Origin of the sequence: Promicromonospora iranensis (assembly GCF_028994805.1) — a bacterium.
Taxonomy (GTDB): domain Bacteria; phylum Actinomycetota; class Actinomycetes; order Actinomycetales; family Cellulomonadaceae; genus Promicromonospora; species Promicromonospora iranensis.
Genome location: NZ_JAJQQP010000002.1, coordinates 377,665 through 400,997, shown reverse-complemented (window position 1 = coordinate 400,997; position 23,333 = coordinate 377,665). Strand labels below are relative to the sequence as shown.

The window sequence follows — 23,333 nt, the reverse complement described above, 5'->3', positions numbered from 1 at the left end:
CAGAGAGCATGGTCACCAGTGGGAACGCCCGGGGATCAGCCGATGCTGCTGATGGTGGAGTTCACCAGGCTGCTGACCACCGCGGCGGTGCCGAGGACGAGGACGAGCAGCGCGCCGGTGGAGGCCACGAGGGGGACCCACCATCGGACGGAGTCCGCCTGAGTGTCTCGCTGGGCGAAACGGGCGGGACGGTTGCGGTCGAGGAAGGCGTCGTTGTTGTTCACACTGTTGCTCACACTGGTAGAGACGCCTGGCGAGCCGGAAACGATGCCCAGGTACGGGTAACAGTTCGGGAACGGTCCTACGGTCCCGGGACGGGACGGGTGCTACGAGGGAGTTGAGGTCAGCGTGAAGAACATCGGGTTCCTGTCCTTCGGTCACTGGACGCCGCATCCGCAGTCGGGCACCCGCTCGGCCTCGGACGCGCTGCTGCAGTCGATCGACCTCGCCGTGGCGGCCGAGGAGCTGGGCGCCGACGGCGCGTACTTCCGCGTGCACCACTTCGCGCGCCAGCTCGCCTCGCCGTTCCCGCTGCTCGCCGCGGTCGGCGCGCGCACGAGCCGCATCGAGATCGGCACGGGCGTGATCGACATGCGGTACGAGAACCCCCTGTACATGGCAGAGGACGCCGGGGCGGCGGACCTCATCTCCGGCGGGCGGCTGCAGCTCGGCATCAGCCGGGGGTCACCCGAGCAGGTCATCGAGGGGTACCGGCACTTCGGGTACGAGCCCGCGCCGAAGGACGCCGGCGGCGCCGACCTGGCACGAGAGCACACGGCCCGGTTCCTGGAGGTGCTCGACGGCGAGGGGTTCGCCGAGCCCAGCCCGCGGCCCATGTTCCCCAACCCGCCCGGGCTGCTGCGGATCGAGCCGCACTCCGAGGGCCTGCGCCGCCGCATCTGGTGGGGTGCGGGTTCGCGGGCCACCGCGGAGTGGACGGCGGCCCAGGGCATGAACCTGATGTCGTCCACGCTGCTGACGGAGGACACCGGCGTGCCGTTCCACCGGCTGCAGGCCGAGCAGATCCAGCGCTTCCGGGACGCCTGGGCCGAGGCCGGGCACGACGTCGAGCCGCGGGTCTCGGTCAGCCGCAGCATCTTCCCCATCACCGACCAGCGCGACCGGCAGTACTTCGGCATGGAGGTCTTCAGCGAAGACCAGGTCGGCCGCCTCGACACCGGCCCAGCCCGGTTCGGCAAGACGTACGCGGGCGAGCCCGACGAGCTGGTCGAGGACCTGCAAGGCGACGAGGCCGTCCAGGCCGCGGACACGCTCCTGCTGACCGTGCCCAACCAGCTGGGCGTGGACTACAACGCGCACATCATCGAGAACGTCCTGCGCCACGTGGCACCGGCCCTCGGCTGGCGGTGACCTGCCGGTCTACGACGCTACGCGGCGCACGGACGGCCGAAGGGCTCCGCCCTGGCCCGGGTGCCGCCGGCCTCGGCCCGGTCGGCCGCCAGCACCAGCGAGCGCAGCCTGGCCAGCTCACGCACGCGCCGGTACGCGTCACACCGCGCCATCAGGTGCACGCTCGACCACGGGCCACGCGGACCGCCGTCGACCGCCGCGAGCGCCGAGCGCTGCGCCGTCCAGCGCCCCCAGTGCCGCACGAACTCCTCCGGCTGCACCACCCGGCCACGGTCCAGCTGCCCGTCGAGCGCCTCGGCCAGGGAGACGTCCACGGTCACCAGCACGGGGTCCCAGCCGCGCAGCCGTGCGATCAGGCCGAGAGCTTCTCGCCGCCGCACCCGCGTGGCGGTGTCGTGCACCAGCAGCGGGGCGGTCGAGCGTGGTCCCCGCACCAGCCGGGCGAGGGTCTCGACGGCGTGCAGGGTGTGCACGGCCCACCGGTAGGTGGGGTACGGCACCCAGGACGGCAGCCGCGCGGCGATGCGGCGCCGGTAACGGTCGGGGTCGAGCACGACGGTGCGGGGCACGTCGTCGGCGACCCGCGCCAGGAGGGTGCTCTTGCCGGCACCCGGGACACCTCCCACGACGATCATCAGCGGGCCGGGGGCCCCGCCGCGGGCGTCGGGCACCGGGCGCGGGCGGGGCAGTACAGCGGGTGTCGTCACATGGTCCTCCATACGTAGGGGGCCGGGTGAGCAGCATCGCGCGAGCCGATCCGGAAACGCCGGGAACACCCTGAGAGGGCGCTGGACGGGTGCACGGACCGGAGCGAGCCGCGACGTCGAGCGCGGGGCAGGCAACCCCGGCACCACGACGTCGGTCAGATACTCATTCCGTCCGTAGAACGGACGGAACAGTCACGTTTGTTCCCGGATGAGACCGGAATCTTCGCTGGTCAGAGCACTGGCAACCGCCATCGTCGAAGCTGCCGTACGGCTGCCCCCACGGCCGCCGGCCCCACTAGGGTTCAGCCGCATGAGACGCTTCCTGCTCGGTTCCCTGTCGGGGGCCGGGATCGCCCTGCTCGCCGTCGGCGCGTGGTCCGCGGTCGCCGACCATCTCCGGCCCGGCCTCGTCCACGAGGTCTGCGACCCGGGCACGGGCACCGGCGCGGACCCGGCACCGCTGTGCGTCCAGCTGCGCGACGACGGGTCACCGGGCGGCGTGCTGTGGGTCGCGCACAAGGACCCGGTCCTCGGCCCACGGATCAGCTACGTCGCCAGCCCGTTCACCGACCTCGCGCACCACACCGCCGAGGCGATCGACGTGACGTTCGAGAACGACCGCATCGTCGTGCACGGGCACCAGGGCTCCGAGCTGATCCTCACCGAGGAGTTCCTCACCCACGACTGATCTCACCCCCGGGCAGCCACCGCCCTCCATGACACGACCCGCCCGCCATGACACGATCTGACGGGTGAGCAGCAACGCCCTCGACGCAGGCAGCACCCCCGGCAACGACGCCGACGCACAGCACCTCCGCGACCTCGCGCTCCTGCGCCGCGTCCGCGACCGCATGGACCGTGAGTACACCCAGCCCCTCGACGTCGCGGCGCTCGCGGCGGGGGTGCACATGTCGGCAGGACACCTGTCACGCCAGTTCAAGGCCGCGTACGGCGAGTCCCCGTACAGCTACCTGATGACGCGCCGGATCGAGCGCGCCATGATGCTGCTGCGGCGCGGCGACCTGAGCGTGACCGAGGTCTGCTTCGCGGTCGGCTGCTCGTCGCTGGGTACGTTCAGCACCCGGTTCACCGAGCTCGTGGGCGTGCCGCCGAGCGTGTACCGCAACGACCCGCTGGCGGCCGCCGAGGCGATCGACGCCGCCGGGCTGCCGGGCTGCATCGCGAAACAGGTGACCCGGCCGGTGCGGGCCACCCCCAGCCGGTCAGGAACCAGCCGGTCAGGAATCGAGAAGCGCACACCCACGGCTGGGACCTAGCGTGGCTGCCATGAGCACTCACGAGAGCACGGACCTCACGATCCACCAGACCTTCCTCCCGCACTCCGACCCCGAGGCGTCCCTCGCGTTCTACCGCGACGCCCTCGGGTTCGAGGTCCAGCTCGACGTCGGCGAGGGCACCATGCGCTGGATCACCGTCGGACCGGCCGGACAGCCCGGGACGTCCATCGTCCTGACGCCGCCGGCCGCCGACCCGGGCGTGACCGACACCGAGCGGCAGACCGTCGCCGAGATGATGGCCAAGGGCACCTACGCCGCCGTCATCCTCGGCGCCAAGGACCTGGACGCGACGTTCGAGCGGATCCAGGCCAGCGGCGCCGAGGTGATGCAGGAGCCGGTCGACCAGCCCTACGGCTTCCGCGACTGCGCGTTCCGCGACCCCGCCGGCAACACCGTTCGCATCAAGCAGCTCTGAGCGTCACCATGTGTATCCCAGGGCTGACGCCGGATGCCCGCTCGACCGCACGGGGCGCGGCCCGGCCCGCACCCCGCACCGCGGCACCCACCGACCGTCCGGTGGGTGCCGTCGCACCGCAGGAGCCGGCGGCCGACGTCAGACAAGCCCGGTCCGCGTCCCGCGTGACCGTCACGGAGGGCCGAGCATGAACATGGCGCACACGACCACCCCGCACCCGGCGGACAGCCACGACGTCATCCGTGTCCAGGGCGCTCGCGAGAACAACCTCAAGGACATCAGCCTCGACATCCCGAAGCGGCGGCTGACGGTGTTCACGGGCGTCTCCGGGTCGGGCAAGAGCTCGCTGGTGTTCGCGACGATCGCCGCTGAGTCGCAGCGGATGATCAACGAGACGTACAGCGCGTTCGTACAGGGGTTCATGCCGTCGCTGGACCGCCCGGAGGTGGACCAGCTCGAAGGGCTGACCACGGCGATCGTCGTCGACCAGGAGCGGCTGGGGTCCAACCCGCGTTCCACCCTCGGCACCGTCACGGACACGAACGCGCTGCTGCGCATCCTGTTCAGCAGGCTGGGGCAGCCGCAGATCGGGCCGCCCATCGCGTTCTCGTTCAACGTCCCGGCGCGCAGGGCGAGCGGGGTGATGACGTCGTCGACGGGCGAGAAGACGATAGTGCGGGAGCAGGTCTACCACGGGGGCATGTGCCCGCGGTGCGAGGGCCGGGGGCGGGTCTCCGACCTGGACCTGACGCAGTTCTACGACGACTCGAGGTCGTTGAACGAGGGCGCGATCAAGATCCCCGGGTACACCGCCGATGGCTGGATGGTCGCCACGTACAGCGAGTCGGGGTTCCTGGACCCGGACAAGGCGATCCGCGACTACACCGAGACCGAGCTCGCAGACTTCCTCTACAAGGAGCCGACGAAGATCAAGGCCAAGGGCCTGAACCTCACGTACGAGGGCCTGGTCCCGAAGATCCGCAAGTCGATGCTCAGCAAGGACACCGAGTCCCTCCAGCCGCACATCCGGGCCTGGGTGGAGCAGGCGGTCACGTTCGTGAGCTGCCCGGAGTGCGACGGGACCCGGCTGGCCGAGGCGGCGCGGTCGTCCACGATCGACGGCATCAGCATCGCCGACGCGTGCGCCCTGCAGATCAGCGACCTGGCCGCCTGGGTGCGCAAGCTCGCCACGACCGACGACGGCGTGGCCGCCGCTCCGCTCCTGACGGGCCTGCAGCTCCAGCTCGACAAGTTCACGGAGATCGGCCTGGGCTACCTGTCGCTCGACCGTCCCTCGGGCACCCTGTCCGGGGGAGAGGCGCAGCGCACCAAGCTGATCCGCCACCTCGGGTCGGCGCTGACCGATGTCACGTACGTCTTCGACGAGCCCACCATCGGGCTGCACCCGCACGACATCCAGCGGATGAACCGACTGCTGGTCGAGCTGCGGGACAAGGGCAACACGGTGCTCGTCGTCGAGCACAAGCCGGAGGCCATCGCGATCGCCGACCACGTGGTCGACCTCGGTCCGGGCGCCGGGTCCGCGGGCGGGACCATCCAGTTCGAGGGCACCATCGACGAGCTGCGGGACAGCGGCACGCTGACCGGCCGCCATCTCGAGTACCGCTCGCGGCTCAAGGACTCCGTGCGCCCGCCGTCGGGGAAGCTGGAGATCCGCGGGGCGCGCACGCACAACCTTCGTGACGTCGACGTCGACGTGCCGCTGGGTGTGCTGACCGTCGTCACGGGTGTCGCCGGGTCCGGGAAGAGCTCGCTGATCCACGGGTCGCTCCCGGACGGCGCGGGCGTCGTGACCGTCGACCAGGGCGCGATCAAGGGGTCGCGCCGGTCCAACCCCGCGACGTACACGGGCCTGCTCGAGCCGATCCGCAAGGCGTTCGCGAAGGCCAACGGCGTCAAGCCCGCGCTGTTCAGCGCCAACTCCGAGGGTGCCTGCCCCACCTGCAAGGGCGCCGGCGTGATCTACACGGAGCTCGGGTTCATGGACACCGTGGCCACGACGTGCGAGGACTGCGGCGGCAAGAGGTTCGACGCGTCGGCGCTGGTGTACACGCTGGGTGGCGACGCGAACGGCGGTGGCGAGGACGCGAAGGACATCAGCGAGGTGCTCGCGATGCCGGTGGCCGAGGCCGCCGCGTTCTTCGCCAGGGGTGGCCCCGCTCCGGTCCCGGCGGCGCACAAGATCCTGGAGCGCCTGTCCGACGTCGGGCTCGGCTACCTCGGGATCGGTCAGCCACTGACCACGCTGTCCGGGGGAGAGCGGCAGCGGCTCAAGCTGGCCGTCGAGATGGCCCGCGACGGCGGGGTGTACGTGCTCGACGAGCCCACCACGGGACTGCACCTGGCTGACGTCGAGAATCTGCTCGCGCTCCTCGACCGACTCGTCGAGTCAGGCAAGTCGGTCATCGTGATCGAGCACCACCAGGCGGTCATGGCGCACGCGGACTGGATCATCGACCTCGGTCCGGGCGCGGGGCACGACGGCGGCCGCATCGTCTTCGAGGGCACGCCGGCCGACCTCGTGGCTCAGGCCCGGGCGGGGGAGCCAACCCTGACGGGGGAGCACCTGGCCCGGTACGTGGGGGAGCCGGTCGCCACCCGCTGAGCCGTCAGCGGCCCGCGCGGACCAGCCCGGACTCGTAGGCGCAGACCACCATCTGCGTCCGGTCGCGCAGGTCGAGCTTGTTCAGGATGCGGGAGACGTGGGTCTTGACGGTCTGCTCGGCCAGGTACAGGTCGGTCGCGATCTCCGCGTTCGACTGACCAGCGGCGACCAGCTTCATGACGTCGAGCTCGCGGTCGGTCAGAGCGGCCAGCCTGGCGTCCGTCGAGGCTGGCCGCTCTGGGCGCGCCGCGTAGTCGGCGATGAGCGCCCGCGTGACCTTCGGGGACAGGAGTGCCTCGCCCGCGGCGACCACGTGGACCGCCTGGGTCAGCTCCTCGGGCGGGGAGTCCTTCAGCAGGAAGCCACTGGCTCCCGCGCGCAGGGCCGCGAACACGTAGTCGTCGGCGTCGAAGGTCGTCAGCATGATCACCTTCGGCGGGGTGCCCGGCATGGCCATGATGGTGCGGGTCGCGTCCAGCCCGTTGACCTTCGGCATGCGGATGTCCATGAGCACGACGTCGGGCTGCGTACGGCGCACGACGTCGGAGATCCCCGCGCCGTCCTCGGCGGTGCCGACGACCGTGATCCCTTCGTGCGCGTCCAGGAGGGCGGCGAACCCGGCCCGGATCATCGACTGGTCGTCGACGATCAGCACCCGGATCGCACTATCGGCAACGTCGGGAGCTGGCGGCATAGGACCAAAGTAATGGACGCCCGACAGTAAACCCGAAAGTATGACGCCGGATCCCTCTCACGGGTGACGCGCCGCACACGTCTGCCGCATAATCTGCAGAGAATGGACCACCCACATGCTCCTCCACAGGTGGCGGGCGCCGTCGCCGCGGCCAGCCTTGGCGCCCGGTACCGGCGGCTGCGTTCACTGACCCGGCTGGACCTCAGCACGTTCTCGATCGCCCGGCGCGAGGTGGTCTGGATGTGGACCGTGGTCTCCATCGCCGCGGTGGCGCTCGTCGCCGTCGGCTGGCCGGTGACCGCGTCCGGGTACGACACCCATCCGGCAGCCGCCATGGCCCTGACCATCGTGCACTGCGCCGCCGCGATCATGGCGGTGCGCTGGGCATGGGCCGGGCTCGGCGCATCCATCCCGGCCGCGCTCGGGCTGATGATCGTGACCGCCAACGCGGCGCCCGAGTGGCCATGGCCGTGGCCGGTCACCGTGCTGCTCACGCACTGCCTGACGGTGTTCGTGCTCGCCCTGCGCCACTCCTGGTACTGGGCGGCGTCCCTCTGGCTCGCGGGAGCCATGATGACGGTCCTCGCCCCCGCGCTGATCATCGGCGACGCCAGCGCGTCCGCCGGCGCCAACGGTGTGGTGCTGGTCTCCCTCAGCGGCGGGATCGCCCTGGTCGGCGTCCTCGTGCGCCTGTGGATCCTCAGCGTCGTCCGCATGGAACAGGCCGAACGGCAGAGCGCCGCCGAGGCGGGCAGACGCCGGGAGCTCGAGGAACGCAACAGGATCGCCAGGGAGCTGCACGACGTCGTCGCGCACAGCATGTCGGTCATCACCGTCCAGGCCTCGACCGCGCGCTACCGGCAGCCCGGCCTCGACGACGCGATCCAGCAGGAGTTCGAGGAGATCGCCGCCTCCTCCCGACGCGCCCTGGGCGAGATGCGCGGACTGCTCGGCCTCCTGCGCGGCCAAGACACCGCACCCACCGCACCGATGCCAGGCCTGTCCGACATCGCCGAGCTCGTCCGAGCCACCCGCGCCTCCGGCGCCGAGATCACCTACGTGGGAACGGAAGCAGTGGTTCCCGACGCAGTAGGACTCAGCGCGTTCCGCGTCGTCCAGGAGGCCCTGAGCAACGCCCTGCGGCACGCCCCCGGCTCCGCGATCACCGTCACCATCACCGACGACGAGCACGACCTGCGGGTCCGCGTGACCAACACCGCCCCAGCACGCGACGACGAACCCACACCAGGCGCCCGGCTAGGCCTGGCGGGCACCCGCGAACGCGCCGCCGCCCTCGGCGGTACCGTCACCGCGGGCCCCACCCCCGACGGCGGCTTCGAGCTCACCGTCACCCTGCCCGTCGGCGAGGACGAGCACCCGCTGCTCACGTAGTCGCGAGCACCTGCTACTCACGTAGGGGGTGAGGTTGGCTCCCACGGGGGACGCGCGACCGGCAGCCCGGTTCTTAGGTTGACGCTATGACGATCACGACCGACGCGCCGCCTCGCTCGGCCCGCCAGACCCGCGCACCGCGCACCGCCCGCAACAAGCAGACCAACGACTACTTCGACCTCGCCGAGCGTGCCAAGGCAGCCGGCCTGATGGAGCGTCGCGTCGGCTGGTACGCAGCCCGCACCGCCGCCCTCGCGGCCGGCCTGGCCCTCGCGTTCACCCTGCTGCTGACGCTGGGCGACACGTGGTGGCAGCTCGCGGTGGCCGTCCTGTTCGGTGTCGTCTTCACGCAGGGCGCCTTCCTCGGCCACGACGCCGGCCACCTGCAGATCTTCCGCTCCGGCCGCCGCAACGAGTGGTTCGCGCGGATCATCGCCAACCTCGTCGTCGGCCTCAGCCACGGCTGGTGGGCCCGCAAGCACAACAAGCACCACGCGAACCCCAACGTGATCGGCAAGGACGGCGACATCGAGACCGGCGCCCTCGTCTTCGTGCCGGGCGAAGAGGTCGGCCGCACCGGCTTCATGGGCTGGGTCACCCGGCACCAGGGCTGGCTGTTCTTCCCGATGCTCGCCCTGTTCGGCCCCGTGCTGCACGCCAACGCCGTCCAGACCCTCGCCACCACGCCCGCGATCAAGCACCGCGCCGCCGAGGCATGGCTCCTGGGCCTGCGGCTCATCGGGTTCCCCACCCTCGTCCTCCTCACCCTCGGCCCCGTGCTCGGTGCCGCGTTCATGGCCGTACAGCTCGCGACGTTCGGCCTGTACATGGGCGCCACCTTCGCCCCGAACCACAAGGGCATGCCCCTGATCCCCAAGGACCTCAAGGTCGACTTCCTGCGCCGCCAGGTCCTCACCTCCCGCAACATCCGCGGCGGCTGGTTCGTCGACCTGGCCATGGGCGGCCTGAACTACCAGATCGAGCACCACGTCTTCCCGCGCATGGCCAGCGTCAACCTGAAGAAGGCACGCCCCATCGTCCAGGCGTTCTGCGCCGAGCGCGACATCCCCTACACCGAGACCGGCCTGTTCGAGTCGTACGGGATCATCACCGCGTACCTCAACCGCGTGGGCCTCGGCTACGCCGACCCGATGGACTGCCCGATCGCCGCGCAGTACCGGTAACCACACCGGCACACCCGGTGGCAACGGTCAGGCGGCCCGACCCACCACGTCAGCGACGGACAGCGGCACCCGGCCCGTGAGCCGGAACACCTCACCCGACACCGCGGCCCAGCGACCCTCGCGGACGGACGCGAACATCGACGAGTACGCGTACGTCCACCACGGGTCCTCCCCGGACCCGGCCAGCTCCTCGACCTGGACCCGTGCCGGAACGTCCGTGTAGCTCACCGGGATCCCCGCGATCCCGGTGAGCACACCCGCGAGACCCTCGGCCGCCAGCGCCTCAGGACCCGTCAGATCGTGGTGCCGCCCGCTCGGCGGCACGAGCGCGAGCGCCGCCAGGCACCGCCCGACATCGGCCCGGGAGACCAGGGCAACCCGCCCACCACCGGCAGGCACCCGCAGCTCACCCGACCTGAGCGCCGGCCGCAGGAACGCCTCGAAGAACTCCGTGAACAGCGACGCCCGGGCGAACGAGAACCCGCACCCGCTCTCCACGAGCAACCGCTCCGTGAACCCGTTGGTGAACGCGTAGCAGAACGGCGACGCCAGATCCGCGTCCACACCACTCAGGTACACCACGTGCCCCACCCCGCAGGCGCTCGCCGCCCGCACCACGTTCTCGTGCTGGACCAGCATCCGAGCGGCCTCGCCGTCGCTGGACACGAACACCAGGACGTCCACCCCGCCCAGGGCCGCCCGCAGCGAACCAGGATCGTCGTAGTCGGCATGCACCGGCACGACCACACCGGAGGCGCTCGCTGCGGGGCCCAGCGCGGCCGGCACCGCCTGGGGCCGGCGCGCGAGCGCCAGGACCTCCTGCGGGCCTCCGACGGTGGTGGCCAGCAGGTCCACGACCTGGCTCCCGAGCGTGCCGGTCGAGCCGGTGACGGCGATTCTCACGGCGGTCAGGCTACCGGTCGGCCACGGCGGCCGTTCCCGGGGGCGTGTCGTCGCCGGTCTCGTCGGCGATCCCGTCCAGCAGCGTGAGCTCGTCGCCGGTCAGGCGCAGGCCGCCCGCGGCGACGTTCTCCTCCAGGTGCGCCACGCTGCTGGTACCCGGGATGGCCAGGACGTGCGGGCCCCGGTGCAGGGTCCAGGCGAGCCGGACCTGCGCCGGTGTCGCCTCGTGCGCGGCGGCGACGGCCGCGACCTGCGCCTGACCGGTCACGTCGGCACCGCCGTGCGGTGCGGCACCTGGCACAGCGGCCCCGACGGAGAAGAACGGCACGAACGCGATGCCGTGCTCACCGCAGAGGGTGACCAGGTCGTCGTCCTCCCGGCTGGTCAGGCCGTACTGGTTCTGCACGCATACCACCGGTGCGACGGCCATCGCCTCGAGCAGCTGCTCCGGCAGGATGTTGGAGATGCCGAGGTGCCGGACCAGACCCGCCTCGCGCAGCTCCGCGAGCGCACCGAAGTGTTCGGCCACCGACTCGGGCGCACGCCCCTCGCCGGCCATGCGTGTGCCCCAGCGCAGGTTGACGACGTCGAGATGGTCGCGGCCGAGCTGGCGGATGTTCTCCTCAACCTGGCCGCGGAGCTGGTCGGGGCGTGCCATCTGCTCGGAACCGCCGTCGCGAGAACGGGACGGCCCGACCTTCGTGGTGATCGTCAGGTCGTCCCCGTAGGGCTGGAGGGCGGTGCTGATCAGCTCGTTGGCCGAGCGCAGCGGCATGAAGTAGAAGGCCGCGGTGTCGATGTGGTTCACGCCGAGCTCGACGGCGCGCCGCAGGACCGCGAGCGACCCGTCCCGCCCGCGCGGTGTCTCGTCCCAGGGCATGCCCACCAGCCGCATCGCGCCGAGCCCGACCCGGTTGACCGTGCGATCACCGAGCTGCCAGGTCCCGGCGGCAGCCGCGTCCGGGACGGCCGGTCCCGGGCCGGTGGCGGCGGGGCTCGTGGTGTCGGGGCCGGCTGCTGTCGTGTTCAGGTCTGTCGTCATGCAGCCAGCATCACGCCGCCCGGGCCGGGCCCGCCGACGATGGCAGCTTGTTGCCGGGCCTGGCCCCCGCGAGCGACGCCAGGCAGGATTTAGACCATGCAGACCGGCGAAACCGTCACCATCGTGCGCGGCGAGCAGGAGCTCATGGAACGCACCGCGCACCTGTTCGCCTCCGCGACCGACGTCGCGTGCGCCGCCAACGACCTCTTCACCTGGGCGAGGGCACAGACCGCCGACCTCACCGAGAGGTATCGCACCCGGCCACTGGCCGACACCCGGATCCGCAAGGTCTACCGGTCCGGCATTCTGCTCGACCCCGTCGCCTCCCGCACCCTGGCCGCGGCCCGCGACCGGCACGGTGCCCAGATCCGCATCACCAGCGACGAGATCAACGAGACGATCGTCCTCGACCGCCGCCTGGCGATCCTGGCCGGCGACCTCTCCGCCGGCGTACGCAGCTACAGCGTCATCACCCAGCGCGAGGCCGTGCAGGGCGTCACCTCCCTGTTCGACGCCGCCTGGCGCTCAGCCACCGACCTCGACGTCTACGACACCCAGATCGCCGAGATCCGACAGCTCGCGCCCCGGGTGCTGGACCTCCTCAGCCAGGGCGTCAAGGACGAGGCCGCCGCCCGGGCCCTCGGCCTCGGCGTCCGCACCTACCGGCGCCGCGTCGCCGAGCTCATGGATGCCCTGGGCGCCGAGTCACGCTTCCAGGCCGGCGTGCGCGCACGGGAGCTCGGCCTCGTCTGAGGCGGTGTCAGTGACAGGTGCAAGACTCCTGCCGTGACCGAGAGAGCCCCCGTCCCGACCGACACCGTCCAGCGCCTCACCGCCATCCTGGAGCACCTTCCGGAGTGCAACGAGCACGACGCCTGGACCGGCCTCGCCTGGAAGGTCCGGGACGCGACCGTAGGCCACGTGTTCGGAGGAGAGGACGGCCTCGTCCGCATCACCTTCCGCGCTGAGCCGGACGAGGTCGAAGCGTTCCAGCACCTCGGCCCTCAGTACTTCAAGGCCAGCTGGGGCACCAACGTCGTCGGCATGATCCTCGACCAGGACACCGACTGGGACGAGCTCGCCGAGCTCCTCACCGACTCCTACTGCATCCAGGCGCCCCAGAACCTCGCCGCACAGGTCGACCGACCAGAACCACAGCCCGCACCACAGCGGCTGGCTCAGCTCGAGACATGACCGGCTCAGCGTGAGTCAGTAGCCGCGGTCCAGCGCGACCGCCGACGTCGGACGGACGCCGGCACGGACCTGGGAGAGCGCGGCGTCGAGGCCGGCCACGACGTCGGACGGCAGCGTCAGGCCCGAGACGTGGGGCGTGATGGTGACCTCGGGGCGGCGCCACAGGGGAGAGGAGGGGCCGAGCGGTTCTTCCTCGGTGACGTCGAGCGTGGCGTGGCGCACGTGGCCGGTGGCGATCGCGTCCAGCAGCGTGTCCGTGCGGACCGCCGACCCGCGGCCGATATTGACCAGGTGCACGCCGTCGAACGCCCGCAGGAACTCCGGTGTGATCAGTCCGGTGGTCTGCGGGGTGTGGGGGAGCGCGAGTACCAGGACGTCGACCCCTGGGCCGTCCAGTCCGTCCAGAGCGGACGGGTCGGGCGTCCCGCCGAGGGGGAGTACGGCGTCGAAGGGGGCATCGGGGCGCCCGCTCCTGCTGAGGCCTGTGACGTGGTGCCCGAGGGTGGCCAGGGTCCGGGCGATCGCCGTGCCCATGGCGCCCGTGCCGACGACGACGGTCCCGTTGCGTCCCGGTGGCGCCGGCGGGTCCGACGGGTCCCAGGTGGCTGACGCCGAGTCGGCGACGTAGCGCGCCGTCTGCCAGCGTTCGGCAAGGACCCAGGCGAGCACGTACTCGGCGATGCGCTGCGGCATGGTCCCGGTCGTGCGGGTCAGGAGCACGTGGCCGGGCAGCGCCGGCGCCAGGTGCTCGACACCAGCGTAGGGGGAGTGCACCCAGGCCGCTCCTGCCGCGTTGCCGGGCGTGGTCGTGATCGCGAGCGTCGCGGCGCGCCCGGTGACCTCGGGGCCCGTGATCTCCAGATCCCGTGAGCGGGCCCAGGCAGCGATCGCGTCCCGCCAGCCGGGCTCGACGTCGTCCCCGAGCCGGACCGTCGGACTGATGCGGAGCGCCTCGGCCAGGTCTGCGGTCGTGTGCTCGGCGCTCATCGTGGGACGTCCAGGCGAAGCGCGTCGCAGAGCTCCTCGAGGTCGTGTTCCCGGACGAACGGGGCCAGGAGTGACACGAGTGCTTCGACGGCGTCGACGATCGGCTGCCGGCCGGGGGAGCCGACCAGGGTGGCGGCGAGCTCATCAGGTACGGGCCGGCCCGCGTTCTCCAGGCTGACGGCCCCGAACTGCGGAAAGACGACCTGCTCCCGTGCGGCAATCAGCTGCAGGTACAGGTCGCGAGCCTCGGTCAGGCTGCGCAGCGCTCTCCAGTACGCGCCCCTACGAGCATGCTTGAGCGCGTCACCTGCGGCGATGCACGCGAGAAAGGCCCATTCGCGGCGTCGTGCGGCATCCGGGTCCCACGTCGCCCGGTCCAGCGCGGTCGCCAACCTGCCCGATTTGTCCACCAGGGCGGTCGCTTCGGGGGCGAGGCCGGTGCGCGTGGTGCACGGCATGACGACGAGCGAGAGCTGTCGGCCGTCCTGGTAGATGCTGACGAGGTGGGTGGTGTCCGGCCCGAAGGGCTGGCGCAGCACCGCGGCGGTGGGCGCGAACCCGGTCACGGCACGTTCGACCGCGTCGGGGTCACCGCCGTCCAGCAGGCCGACGCCGGCGTCGATGTCGGAGAGCTCGTCGCCGGCGCCTCGTCCCAGGGAGCCGGCGAGCTCGAGCCACTCGACCCACGGGGTCTCGCACGCCCAACGCGTCAGGTGCTCGACGAGCTCGGCCGGTCCCGATGGCGCTCGGTCGGGCGATAAGTCAGAGGACGACGGCTCAGGCGACGGCTCAGGTGGCTGAGCGGCGGCGGGCGCTTCGGGCGAGGCGTCGGGCGTTGGTTCAGGCACTCGTTCAGGCGCTGCTCGGGGCGCCGGTTCGTAGGGAGAGGACGTGTGCGACGTGTGCTGAGCCACGGCCGCAGTCTGGCACGCCACGGCGCCACGTTCGCTTCAGGACGGGCCCGTAGAGCCAGATCAACCGGCAGCTGGTCGACAACCGATAATGTACATTATGTCATTACGGCGAGAAGGAAGCCTTGATCTACTGCCCCGCTCGTGGGCTTGTGGCTGCATCGTGGCTGCATCCTGTGCTCGTCGTAGTGCGCTCACGTCGAGCCCGAGGCGGGATCACCCTCGGCGAAGCTCTCTGACTTCGGTCGCTTGCGGGGCGCCATCCTTGACTTCGGTCGGTTGCTCTGACATCGGTCGGTTGATTGACCGAAGTCAGAGCAACCGACCGAAGTGACGTGCCGCCCCGTGCAACGGACCGATCTCAAGGATGCAACGGACCGATCTCACGGACCGCCGTTCCGCCCCCGAGCACTGCACCGCTTGAGCAGCCCGGCAGGTGCTCGATCGGCTGTGCTCGATCGGTTCCCCGAGCAGCACTGCGCCGGCCTGGGACAGCAGCGAGAATCGCTGCCAGAACGGGCCTCGTGATCGGCGGCGCTCCACCCCGCTCCCCACGCGGCCTGAGGTCCTCACGAGACCCTGAGCTCACCCCTGCTCGGCAAGAACTCTAAAGCATTGTGTATAGCGCAACACAACGGTCTAACGACAGCAACGAAGATCAACACAGTAGCACCGGCGGAAATGCTGCGGCTCCTCCCCGGGTGAAGACATACGATCCGGAGACCATGAACCTCGCAGGAGTCCTCGCCGCCTCCACGAGCACCGCGGTGCTCGTGGAGGGTGAGAGTGATCGTGCGGCGGTGGAGACGCTCGCCGCACGGCTGGGCCTCCCCCTCGCCGACCTCGGGGTGCAGGTTCTCGCGATGGGCGGTATCACCAACATCGGGCACCATCTCGTCGCGCTCGGCGGGCAGGACCTGCGCCTGGGCGGCCTGTACGACGCCGCGGAGGAACGCTTCGTCATCAAAGGGCTCGACCGCGTGGGCCTGCGCCCGTTCGCGGCGACCACTCCCCTGACCGATCTCGGTTTCTTCCGTTGCGACCGGGACCTGGAGGACGAGCTCATCCGGGCGGTCGGCGTCGAGGGGTTCCTCGCCCTGATCGATGCGGAGGGCGAGCTGCGCAGCTTCGAGCGGCTGCAGGGACAGCCGGCTCAGCGCGAGCGCACCACCACTCAGCAGCTGCACCGCTTCATCGGGTCCAAGGGAGGGCGCAAGGAGCGCTACGGGCGTCGCCTGGCGGAGGCACTGCCGCTGGACCGGGTACCGGCCCCGCTGGACGCGGTGCTGCGCTGGGCCACCTGAGCAGCACCACCTGACCGCACCACCTCGATCGCGGCAGGCCGGGGTGTCGTGGCAGGTCAGGCCCGGCGCGGGTCCAGCACGACCATGCCGGCGCGCGGCGTCGTGTCCATGGTCGGCAGGAGCGCTGCCGCCTCCGCCAGGCCGACCACGCGGTCGAGCAGGTCCTGGGGTCGCAGCGCGCCGGACACGACCAGCTCCAGCATCTCGGGATAGTCGGCAGCCGCCATGCCGTGGCTGCCGAGCACATCGAGCTCCCAGGCGATCACCCGGCCCATCGGCACGCGCGGGCCGCCGTCGGCGGGCGCGAACAGGCCCACCTGGACGTGGCGCCCCTGACGGCGCAGGCTGCCGATCGCGTCGGCGCACGTCTGCTCGCTCCCGACGGCGTCCACGGCGACGTGCGCGCCGCCGTCGGTCACCTGCTGGACGACGGAGGGTACGTCGAGGCCGTCGGCCAGCACGGTGCGCTCGGCCCCGGCACGACGGGCCGCGTCCAGGGCGGCCGCCGACCGGTCGACCGCGACGACGCGTGCTCCGCGGGCGACGGCGACCATGATCGCGCTGAGCCCGACGCCGCCCGCGCCGACCACCGCCACCCACTCCCCTGCCCTGACCTGCGCCCGGCCGGCCACCGCGCGGTAGGCGGTGGCGAAACGGCAGCCGAGGCTCGCCGCCGTCTCGAAGGAGACGTCGTCGGGGACGGCGACCAGGTTGGCGTCGGCCGAGTGCAGCGTGACCAGCTCGGCGTAGGAGCCCCAGTGCGTGAAGCCGGGCTGGGTCTGGTCGGGGCAGACCTGCGCCTGCCCACCGAGGCACCACTCGCAGGTGCCGCAGCCGCTGACGAACGGAACGGTCACCCGGTCCCCCACCTGCCATCTCGTGACGCCGGCGCCGACCGCGGCGACGGTGCCGGCGAGCTCGTGACCGGGGACGTGCGGCAGGGTGGTGATGTCGTCGTCGTGCCCGGCCCAGGCGTGCCAGTCGCTCAGGCAGAGGCCGGTGGCGTGCACCCGCACGACCACGCCCCCGTCGGGAGCCCGCGGATCGGGCACCTCGCGGACGTCGGCGGGGCCCTGGAACTGGTCGAAGACGATGGCACGCACCAGCGGATTGAATCACGGCCCTGGTGGGTGGCCGCGAGCGCCGTCGGCCGGACCGTGGTGGTGCTCGTCGTGGTGCGGTGTCTCGGCCAGGCCCGCGCCGTCCTGCCGGGTGCGGGTGTACCTGTCGAGAGGTGTGGGTTGCGCCGCAGGTCAGGAGGATATTCCGGCATATCGGGAGTGTCAGTGGTCCCGCCTAGGGTGACGGTCATGGTCGCTCCCCCGCGCCTCGAGCGCATCACCGTCGCCGAAGCCACCCGTCGTTACCTCGCGGCGGTCGAGGTCGAGACGATCCGTGGCGTCCTGTCGCCCGCCACGGCACGCAGCTACACGCGCGACGTCACCGAGTTCGGTCGGCTGACGGGCCGCGAGCGCATCCTGGACGACGTCACGGGGTCCGACGTCGACACGGTGCTGGTGCGGTACCAGTCGGCGCCGGACGCCCGGTACACGGACCCGGACCGCAAGCCAGGTCCCGGGCGCAGCACCGCGACGGTCAACCGGTTCCGACAGTCGGTGACCCGGTTCTTCGCGTATGCCGCCCGTGAGTGCTGGGTGCAGGCGGACCCGATGCAGTGGGCCGCTCCGCCGGCGAAGGTGCGTGGCACGCTGCGCACCGCCCGCACGGCGCTGTCGGCGGGTGCGGCACGCAGCCTGCTGACGACGCCGCCGTCGGACACGCCGGCGCGCACCGACCAGGACCTCGCCCTGCGTGACCGGCTGGTGGTGGCGCTCCTGCTGGTCCTCGGCCCGCGGGTCTCGGAGCTCGCGCGTACCGACGTCGACGACGTCTCCCGTGAGCCCGAGCGGACCACCTGGCGTATCCGCGGCAAGGGGGGCAGCACGCGCACGGTGACGCTCTCCCCACCCTTGGCGCGGGCCATGGACGACTACCTCACCGACCTGCGCCCCGTCCTGGCCGCCAAGCGCCCCCAGGACGCCGACGCGCAACGTGCTCTCCTGCTGTCCTGGCGCGGGCGCCGTATCGACACCCAGGCGATCCGGGCGCTGCTGTCCCGCGCCGTGCGCCGGATGCCCGCTCCGTACCAGCGTGAGGCCACCCCGCACGCGCTGCGGCACACCACGGCGACCCTGCTCGTGGCGGACGGGTGGGACGTCAAGGTCGTCGCCGAGCTGCTCGGGCACGCCTCGATCGCCACCACCGGTGTCTACCTCGACCGCATCGAGGGTGAGCTCGCCGCGGCCATCCGGTCCCATCCGCTGGCGGCCGCCATCGAGTGACACGTGCCTGACGACCTCCAGGCGCTCGCAGCTCATCGCCGGACTCCTGGAACGCACCGCCGCGGTCAACGCCACGCCGTACGCCCTGGTGACCCGGGACCGCTGGAGCGCGCTCAGTGAGGTGTGGACCCGTCCCTCGTCGCCGAACACTTCGCCAGGATCACCGTGACCGTGGTTCCGGCACCGCTCGGGCTGTCAGCACGCAGTGTGCCCCCGTGTGCGTCCGTGATGGCCCGCGCGACGGGTAGCCCGACGCCGATCCCGAGCGCCCCACCGGTTCCGTCCTCCACGCCGCCCTCCACGCCGCGCGACCGGTAGAGCCGTACGCCGAGCCTGTCGAGCTCCTCGGGCCCGAGCCCTGCCCCGGTGTCGGCGACCTCGATCACCACCTCCGGTGTCGTCTCCGGTGTGGCAGCCCGCGTCGTCACCCGTACCGTCACCGCGCCGCCGCGCTGGGTGCGCTTGAGCGCGCCGTCCAGCAGGCTCGTGACCAGCTGCGCCAGGAGCTCGCGGTCTCCCGACACGTGGGCCGGACCGGGGGCCGTCACCGTGAGCGACACCCCGGCGCCCCGGGCCGCCGGACCGAGCTCGTCGCCGCAGGTGCGCACCACGCCGGCCAGGTCCACGTCGCGCCGGGCGACACTGAACTCTCCGGCCGAGAGCTGCGCGCTGACCAGCACCTCGTCAATCAGGCGCAGCAGGCGGCGGCCGTTGCGCTCGATGACGGCCACGTAGTGCCGCTGCTCCTCGGTCAGGGTGTCCGCGCCCAGGAGCTGGGCGTAGCCGAGCACCGAGGTCAGGGGCGACCGCAGCTCGTGCCCGACGACATCGGCCAGGTCATCGGGCGAGCGCGGGGTCATTCCGGCCCGGCCGGTCGGTGGTTCTGGTGCCGGTCGCGGTCGCTGTGCGTGGAGATCAGCGCGGACCAGGTGGCGGACGGAAGAGTCGCTTCAGCGTCTGTCATCGGTCCCCCTCGTGCTCACGGGACGGCCTCGCCCCTGGTCGCCCCGCTACGTCGACCGTATGCCTCGACGCCGTATGCCTCGACCGTATGCACGAATGCCCTGCACCGCCTGTCGTCGGGCCGTGACGATCCCGGGCGTGGCACCATGAACGGAGGCGGCAGCCCTCGTCCCGGCGGCACCCGGTGCCACGCGGCGCGGAGGGCTCGGCCCGACGGCGAGGAGGTGGGTCGGCGCATGCTGGTGCTGCTCGGCACGGAGCTGCTCAAGACGGAGCTGCTCGACACGGCCAGACCGGGAACGGCCCGATGAGCCGCCGCCTGCTCGTGGTGGACGACGAAGAGGCGATCCGGGACGTCATCCGCATCGGCCTGGAAGCGGTCACCGAGTGGACCGTGGACGTCGCCACCGACGGCGCCCAGGCGATCGCACTGTGCCGCGCGGACCCGCCGGACGCCGTCCTCCTGGACGTGATGATGCCCGCGATGGACGGACCGACCACGTTCACGAGGCTCCAGGACGACCCGCGCACCCGCAGCATCCCCGTGATCCTGCTGACCGCCAAGGTGCAGCCGGCGGAACGGCGCCGGTACGAGGACCTGCCCGTCGCCGGCGTGCTCGCCAAGCCGTTCGACCCGCTCGCGCTGCCCGACGAGATCGCCGGCCTTCTCGGCTGGCGCCGCTGACCCCCGGCCCGACCCGCCCGACCCGCCCGAACGGCCCCACCTGCCCGAACGGCGAGGCCAACGACGGTGCCATACCTTGAGGGACATGGGGTCGCAGAGCGCTGCCGAGCGGTCGAGGAACAGCTTCCTGCGCTGGTCCTGGGTAGCCGGCGTCGCCGTCGCCACCCTCGCCCTGGTCCTGGCTGGCCCGTTCGACCAGACCACCCGCGAGACGATCTCGATGACCGCGATCGCCGCGGCAGGCGTCGTCGCGGCGATCAGCTGCGGGTGGCGCGCCGCCCGATCGGCGGGCCGCCGCAGACGGGCGTGGGGAATCCTCTGCCTCGGTGGGGTCGTCGGGCTGGCCGGCAATATCTACGCAGGGCTCGTCCGCGACCCCGAGACAGGCGACGCCGCCTACATCGCCGCCCTCCTGCTCGGCGTCGTCGGCCTCTCGCTCTTCCCGGCCGTCCGCCCACGCGGCCAGGAGCTGGTCCGCATGCTGCTCGACAGCCTCGTGGTCGGCGGGTCCGTCCTGTACATCGCGCTCTTCGCCCTCGCCCTGGAGGAAGGGTCGCACCCGCAGCTCGACCCCACCGCCTACGCCCTCCCACTGGTCGACGCCCTGCTCGCCACCCTTGCGGTGCTCGTCATGACCCGCTCGAACGCCGCCGAGCGCACACCGCTCGTGCTCGTCGGTGGCGGCTTCGTCCTGTACGCCGTCTCCGACGTGGCCTTCGCGCTCCTGGCCGCGTCGGACGGCTTCACCTTCGGCAGCCCCCTCGACGCCGGCTGGGTCGGCGGCTACGTCGCCATCGCGCTCGCCGCCCGTCACCCCGCGGCATCCGGCGGACCGGCCACCGCCCGGTCCGGAGCCGGCACACCCGTGCTCCGCACGGTCGTGACGTTCTGCCTGTTCCTGGCCGCCGCCCTGGTACGCGTCGCCCAGTCCGACCAGGGGCTGCCCTGGGTGGCGAACGCCCTGTGGGTCGCCGTGCTCGTCGCGGTCGTCTGCCGCCAGATCCTCGTCGTCCTGGACAACGAGTCGCTGCGCTACGGGCTCGAGCAGCGCGTGCTGGAGCGCACCGCCCAGCTGCGCTCCCTGGCGAGTGAACGCGAACGGACCCTGGAGTCCGTGGCCGACGGGATCTACGGGGTCGACGCCCAGGGCCGGGTGACCTTCATCAACGCGGCCGCCGCCCACACGCTCCGCGCCTCCGCGACCGACCTCGTCGGACACGAGGCGCACGCCACGTTCCACGCCCCGGCCGAGGACGGCACCCCGCACCCGGTGGAGAACTGCTACGTCACCGAGGCCCTCCGGGACGGGACCACGGCCACGGCCGAGCAGGACGTCTACCGGTGCCTCGACGGCACCGACGTACCCGTCGAGGTCACCGCCAGCCCGCTGCGTGACGACGGCGGGATCCGCGGTGCGGTCGTCGCGTTCCGCGACGTCACCGAGCGGCGCGAGATGGAGCGCATCAAGGACGAGTTCGTGTCCGTGGTGAGCCACGAGCTGCGCACACCCCTGACGGCCATCCGCGGCGCACTCGGCCTCCTGGAGAGCAAAGCCCTCGACAGCCGCCCCGAGCAGGCGGCCCACATGGTCCACATCGCACTGACCAGCAGCGAACGGCTCGGCCGGCTCGTCGACGACATCCTCGACACCGAGCGCCTGAACGCCAGCACCACCCACTTCGACCTTGAAGAGCACCGCGTCGACGACCTGGTGGCCGCCGCCGTCGAACAGGTCTCCGTCCAGGCGAACAAGGCCGGGGTCCGCCTCCGGCCCGACACCACCCCCGAGATCGTCCGGGCGGACGGCGAACGCATCGTGCAGACGCTGACGAACCTCCTGGGCAACGCCGTGCGGTTCTCACCGCACGGCAGCTCCGTCCGCGTGTCGGCGCTGCCCGCCGGCGACCTGGTCGAGCTGCGCGTCGACGACGAGGGCCGCGGCATCCCACCCGACAAGCTCGACGCCGTGTTCCACCGCTTCGTGCAGGTCGACGCCTCCGACACCCGCGAACGCGGTGGCACCGGTCTCGGCCTGGCCATCGCACGCAGCATCGTCGAACGGCACGGTGGCCGCCTGTGGGCCATCAGCGAGGGCGAGGACCAGGGATCGAGCTTTCGCTTCACGCTCCCCCGTGTCCCTCCGCGCCCCAGCGGACAGCTCCGACCAGTGAGGACCCCATGACCGATCCCCTGACGATCCGGGTGAGTGCCGGCACCGGAACCGGTCGGACCACGCTCGCCGCGTTCGACGCCGCGCTGGCCGCCGCAGGCGTCAGCGACTTCAACCTCGTCCGCCTGAGCTCGATCGTCCCGCCCGGCAGCCGGGTGCTCGAGGTCGACGGCCGGGAGCAGCTCCGTGGCGAGCACGGTGACGTCCTGTACTGCGTCTATGCCCGGGAGCACGCGGTGCTGCCGGGGCACGAGGCCTGGGCCGGCGTCGCCTGGTCGCTCCGGGACGACCACAGCGGCGCCGGCCTCTTCGTCGAGCACGAGGGCCCCTCGCGCGAGCAGGTCTCCACGGACCTCACGCACAGCCTGGAGGACCTGTCGGCGACGCGTGGCGGGACGTACCAGCCGGCGGGCCGGCTGGTCACGGGCATCACCTGCACCACGCTGCCCGTCTGCGCGGTGGTCGTGGCGACCTTCCGCCGTGCGGGATGGCACGCGGGCCGGGAGGAGGCCGGCGGTGGCCGCTGACATCACCTTCGAGTCGACCGTGGACGGCGACGTGGCCGAGCACTTCTGGGAGCTCTACCTCGAGGCCTTCGCACCGCTGCGCACCCGCGCGGCCGCCCGGCACGTGCTGCTCCGTGAGGAGTTCGACGCGGAGATGGCCGACGACCGCGTGACCAAGATCCTCGCTCGTGACGAGCGGGGTGCGGCGGTCGGGCTGACCACGCTCGCGACGGACCTCGCCGCGGTGCCGTGGGTCAGCCCGGAGTTCTTCGCCGCGCGGTATCCCGAGCAGGCTGCGCGGGGAGCGGTCTGGTACATCGGGTTCACGCTCGCGCACCCCGGCCGCCGCTCCACGCGGACCTTCATGGACATGCTCGACGCCCTGGTCGCCCACCTCGCCGAGCACCGGGTGGTGTGCGCCTACGACGTCTCCCGGTTCAACGACGACTCCCTGCGGTTCGCCGACAACCTGCGCCGCCATCTCGAGCGGACCCGGGACGTGACGGTCGAGAGCGTGGACCAGCAGACCTACTACGCGACGACGTTCCACTGACACGGCCGGTCGCGGCCGGGTTCCGCGAACCTGGGCGTGAGACCGGGTACCGTGAGCGCGTGGCGTCTCGCAAGGTCCCTCGCAAC

General features: G+C 71.8%; 25 protein-coding genes. 16 read left to right on the top strand and 9 right to left on the bottom strand.

What is annotated here, in order from left to right:
- Positions 1 to 35: 35 nt before the first annotated feature.
- On the bottom strand, positions 36 to 236 hold the full coding sequence (locus tag LUM46_RS04385; RefSeq protein ID WP_274992503.1) for a hypothetical protein: 201 nt from the start codon (positions 234 to 236) through the stop codon (positions 36 to 38).
- Between the two features lie 112 nt (positions 237 to 348).
- Between LUM46_RS04385 and LUM46_RS04380 the strand changes: the two genes are divergently transcribed.
- Complete coding sequence (locus LUM46_RS04380; RefSeq protein WP_274992502.1) at positions 349 to 1,371, top strand: LLM class flavin-dependent oxidoreductase; 1,023 nt, start codon at positions 349 to 351, stop codon at positions 1,369 to 1,371.
- Between the two features lie 17 nt (positions 1,372 to 1,388).
- On the opposite strand, the gene LUM46_RS04375 is transcribed toward LUM46_RS04380, so the two are convergent.
- On the bottom strand, positions 1,389 to 2,078 hold the full coding sequence (locus tag LUM46_RS04375) for an AAA family ATPase (RefSeq protein ID WP_274992500.1): 690 nt from the start codon (positions 2,076 to 2,078) through the stop codon (positions 1,389 to 1,391).
- A gap of 310 nt (positions 2,079 to 2,388) precedes the next feature.
- On the opposite strand from LUM46_RS04375, the gene LUM46_RS04370 reads away from it, so the two are divergent.
- From LUM46_RS04370 to LUM46_RS04355, 4 genes are all read left to right on the top strand, one after another.
- The gene (locus LUM46_RS04370; RefSeq protein ID WP_274992499.1) at positions 2,389 to 2,766 is read left to right on the top strand and encodes a hypothetical protein; all 378 of its coding nucleotides are present in this window, start codon (positions 2,389 to 2,391) and stop codon (positions 2,764 to 2,766) included.
- A gap of 163 nt (positions 2,767 to 2,929) precedes the next feature.
- Positions 2,930 to 3,355: a helix-turn-helix transcriptional regulator gene (locus LUM46_RS04365; RefSeq protein ID WP_274992661.1), complete on the top strand. Its 426-nt coding sequence runs from the start codon at positions 2,930 to 2,932 to the stop codon at positions 3,353 to 3,355.
- Between the two features lie 10 nt (positions 3,356 to 3,365).
- Complete coding sequence (locus tag LUM46_RS04360) at positions 3,366 to 3,791, top strand: VOC family protein (protein WP_274992498.1); 426 nt, start codon at positions 3,366 to 3,368, stop codon at positions 3,789 to 3,791.
- 187 nt (positions 3,792 to 3,978) lie between these two features.
- On the top strand, positions 3,979 to 6,417 hold the full coding sequence (locus LUM46_RS04355) for an excinuclease ABC subunit UvrA (protein WP_274992497.1): 2,439 nt from the start codon (positions 3,979 to 3,981) through the stop codon (positions 6,415 to 6,417).
- A gap of 4 nt (positions 6,418 to 6,421) precedes the next feature.
- Here LUM46_RS04355 and LUM46_RS04350 read toward each other — a convergent pair whose 3' ends face one another.
- Positions 6,422 to 7,111, bottom strand: coding sequence for a response regulator (locus LUM46_RS04350; protein ID WP_274992496.1), 690 nt, complete (start codon positions 7,109 to 7,111; stop codon positions 6,422 to 6,424).
- A 102-nt stretch (positions 7,112 to 7,213) separates the two neighbouring features.
- Here LUM46_RS04350 and LUM46_RS04345 point away from each other — a divergent pair, with 102 nt between their 5' ends.
- The gene (locus LUM46_RS04345; protein ID WP_274992495.1) at positions 7,214 to 8,503 is read left to right on the top strand and encodes a sensor histidine kinase; all 1,290 of its coding nucleotides are present in this window, start codon (positions 7,214 to 7,216) and stop codon (positions 8,501 to 8,503) included.
- An 86-nt stretch (positions 8,504 to 8,589) separates the two neighbouring features.
- Positions 8,590 to 9,687, top strand: a complete 1,098-nt coding sequence (locus LUM46_RS04340; protein WP_274992493.1) for a fatty acid desaturase family protein — start codon at positions 8,590 to 8,592, stop codon at positions 9,685 to 9,687.
- 27 nt (positions 9,688 to 9,714) lie between these two features.
- Here the strand turns inward: LUM46_RS04340 and LUM46_RS04335 are convergent, their stop codons facing one another.
- Complete coding sequence (locus tag LUM46_RS04335; RefSeq protein ID WP_274992492.1) at positions 9,715 to 10,590, bottom strand: NmrA family NAD(P)-binding protein; 876 nt, start codon at positions 10,588 to 10,590, stop codon at positions 9,715 to 9,717.
- 10 nt (positions 10,591 to 10,600) lie between these two features.
- Positions 10,601 to 11,632: an oxidoreductase gene (locus tag LUM46_RS04330; protein ID WP_274992491.1), complete on the bottom strand. Its 1,032-nt coding sequence runs from the start codon at positions 11,630 to 11,632 to the stop codon at positions 10,601 to 10,603.
- A 96-nt stretch (positions 11,633 to 11,728) separates the two neighbouring features.
- On the opposite strand from LUM46_RS04330, the gene LUM46_RS04325 reads away from it, so the two are divergent.
- Both LUM46_RS04325 and LUM46_RS04320 read left to right on the top strand, forming a co-directional pair.
- The gene (locus LUM46_RS04325; protein WP_274992490.1) at positions 11,729 to 12,385 is read left to right on the top strand and encodes a DNA-binding response regulator; all 657 of its coding nucleotides are present in this window, start codon (positions 11,729 to 11,731) and stop codon (positions 12,383 to 12,385) included.
- Positions 12,386 to 12,418: 33 nt separating this feature from the next.
- On the top strand, positions 12,419 to 12,826 hold the full coding sequence (locus tag LUM46_RS04320) for an MmcQ/YjbR family DNA-binding protein (RefSeq protein ID WP_274992488.1): 408 nt from the start codon (positions 12,419 to 12,421) through the stop codon (positions 12,824 to 12,826).
- 15 nt (positions 12,827 to 12,841) lie between these two features.
- On the opposite strand, the gene LUM46_RS04315 is transcribed toward LUM46_RS04320, so the two are convergent.
- Both LUM46_RS04315 and LUM46_RS04310 read right to left on the bottom strand, forming a co-directional pair.
- The gene (locus LUM46_RS04315) at positions 12,842 to 13,813 is read right to left on the bottom strand and encodes an NAD(P)-dependent oxidoreductase (protein WP_274992486.1); all 972 of its coding nucleotides are present in this window, start codon (positions 13,811 to 13,813) and stop codon (positions 12,842 to 12,844) included.
- Positions 13,810 to 14,661 (bottom strand): hypothetical protein, encoded by an 852-nt coding sequence (locus LUM46_RS04310; RefSeq protein WP_274992485.1) that lies wholly within the window; start codon positions 14,659 to 14,661, stop codon positions 13,810 to 13,812. The genes LUM46_RS04315 and LUM46_RS04310 overlap by 4 nt, the downstream gene beginning before the upstream one ends.
- A gap of 788 nt (positions 14,662 to 15,449) precedes the next feature.
- Between LUM46_RS04310 and LUM46_RS04305 the strand changes: the two genes are divergently transcribed.
- Complete coding sequence (locus LUM46_RS04305) at positions 15,450 to 16,028, top strand: TOPRIM nucleotidyl transferase/hydrolase domain-containing protein (protein ID WP_274992484.1); 579 nt, start codon at positions 15,450 to 15,452, stop codon at positions 16,026 to 16,028.
- A 56-nt stretch (positions 16,029 to 16,084) separates the two neighbouring features.
- Here the strand turns inward: LUM46_RS04305 and LUM46_RS04300 are convergent, their stop codons facing one another.
- A complete protein-coding gene (locus LUM46_RS04300; RefSeq protein WP_274992483.1) occupies positions 16,085 to 17,131 on the bottom strand; it encodes an alcohol dehydrogenase catalytic domain-containing protein in 1,047 nt (348 codons plus the stop codon).
- A 207-nt stretch (positions 17,132 to 17,338) separates the two neighbouring features.
- On the opposite strand from LUM46_RS04300, the gene LUM46_RS04295 reads away from it, so the two are divergent.
- Positions 17,339 to 18,370, top strand: coding sequence for a tyrosine-type recombinase/integrase (locus LUM46_RS04295; protein ID WP_274992482.1), 1,032 nt, complete (start codon positions 17,339 to 17,341; stop codon positions 18,368 to 18,370).
- 113 nt (positions 18,371 to 18,483) lie between these two features.
- Here the strand turns inward: LUM46_RS04295 and LUM46_RS04290 are convergent, their stop codons facing one another.
- Entirely contained in the window at positions 18,484 to 19,230 is a 747-nt protein-coding gene (locus LUM46_RS04290) for a sensor histidine kinase (protein WP_274992481.1), read from the bottom strand.
- A gap of 249 nt (positions 19,231 to 19,479) precedes the next feature.
- Between LUM46_RS04290 and LUM46_RS04285 the strand changes: the two genes are divergently transcribed.
- The 5 genes from LUM46_RS04285 (at position 19,480) to LUM46_RS04265 (ending at position 23,247) form a co-directional block, all read left to right on the top strand.
- Positions 19,480 to 19,644: a hypothetical protein gene (locus LUM46_RS04285; RefSeq protein ID WP_274992480.1), complete on the top strand. Its 165-nt coding sequence runs from the start codon at positions 19,480 to 19,482 to the stop codon at positions 19,642 to 19,644.
- Positions 19,641 to 20,018, top strand: a complete 378-nt coding sequence (locus LUM46_RS04280; protein ID WP_274992479.1) for a response regulator — start codon at positions 19,641 to 19,643, stop codon at positions 20,016 to 20,018. Before LUM46_RS04285 ends, LUM46_RS04280 begins: the two co-directional genes overlap by 4 nt.
- 85 nt (positions 20,019 to 20,103) lie before the next feature.
- On the top strand, positions 20,104 to 22,200 hold the full coding sequence (locus LUM46_RS04275) for a sensor histidine kinase (RefSeq protein WP_274992478.1): 2,097 nt from the start codon (positions 20,104 to 20,106) through the stop codon (positions 22,198 to 22,200).
- Positions 22,197 to 22,715, top strand: a complete 519-nt coding sequence (locus LUM46_RS04270) for a pyruvoyl-dependent arginine decarboxylase (protein ID WP_274992477.1) — start codon at positions 22,197 to 22,199, stop codon at positions 22,713 to 22,715. Before LUM46_RS04275 ends, LUM46_RS04270 begins: the two co-directional genes overlap by 4 nt.
- Entirely contained in the window at positions 22,705 to 23,247 is a 543-nt protein-coding gene (locus LUM46_RS04265) for a hypothetical protein (RefSeq protein WP_274992476.1), read from the top strand. Before LUM46_RS04270 ends, LUM46_RS04265 begins: the two co-directional genes overlap by 11 nt.
- Positions 23,248 to 23,333: the final 86 nt, after the last annotated feature.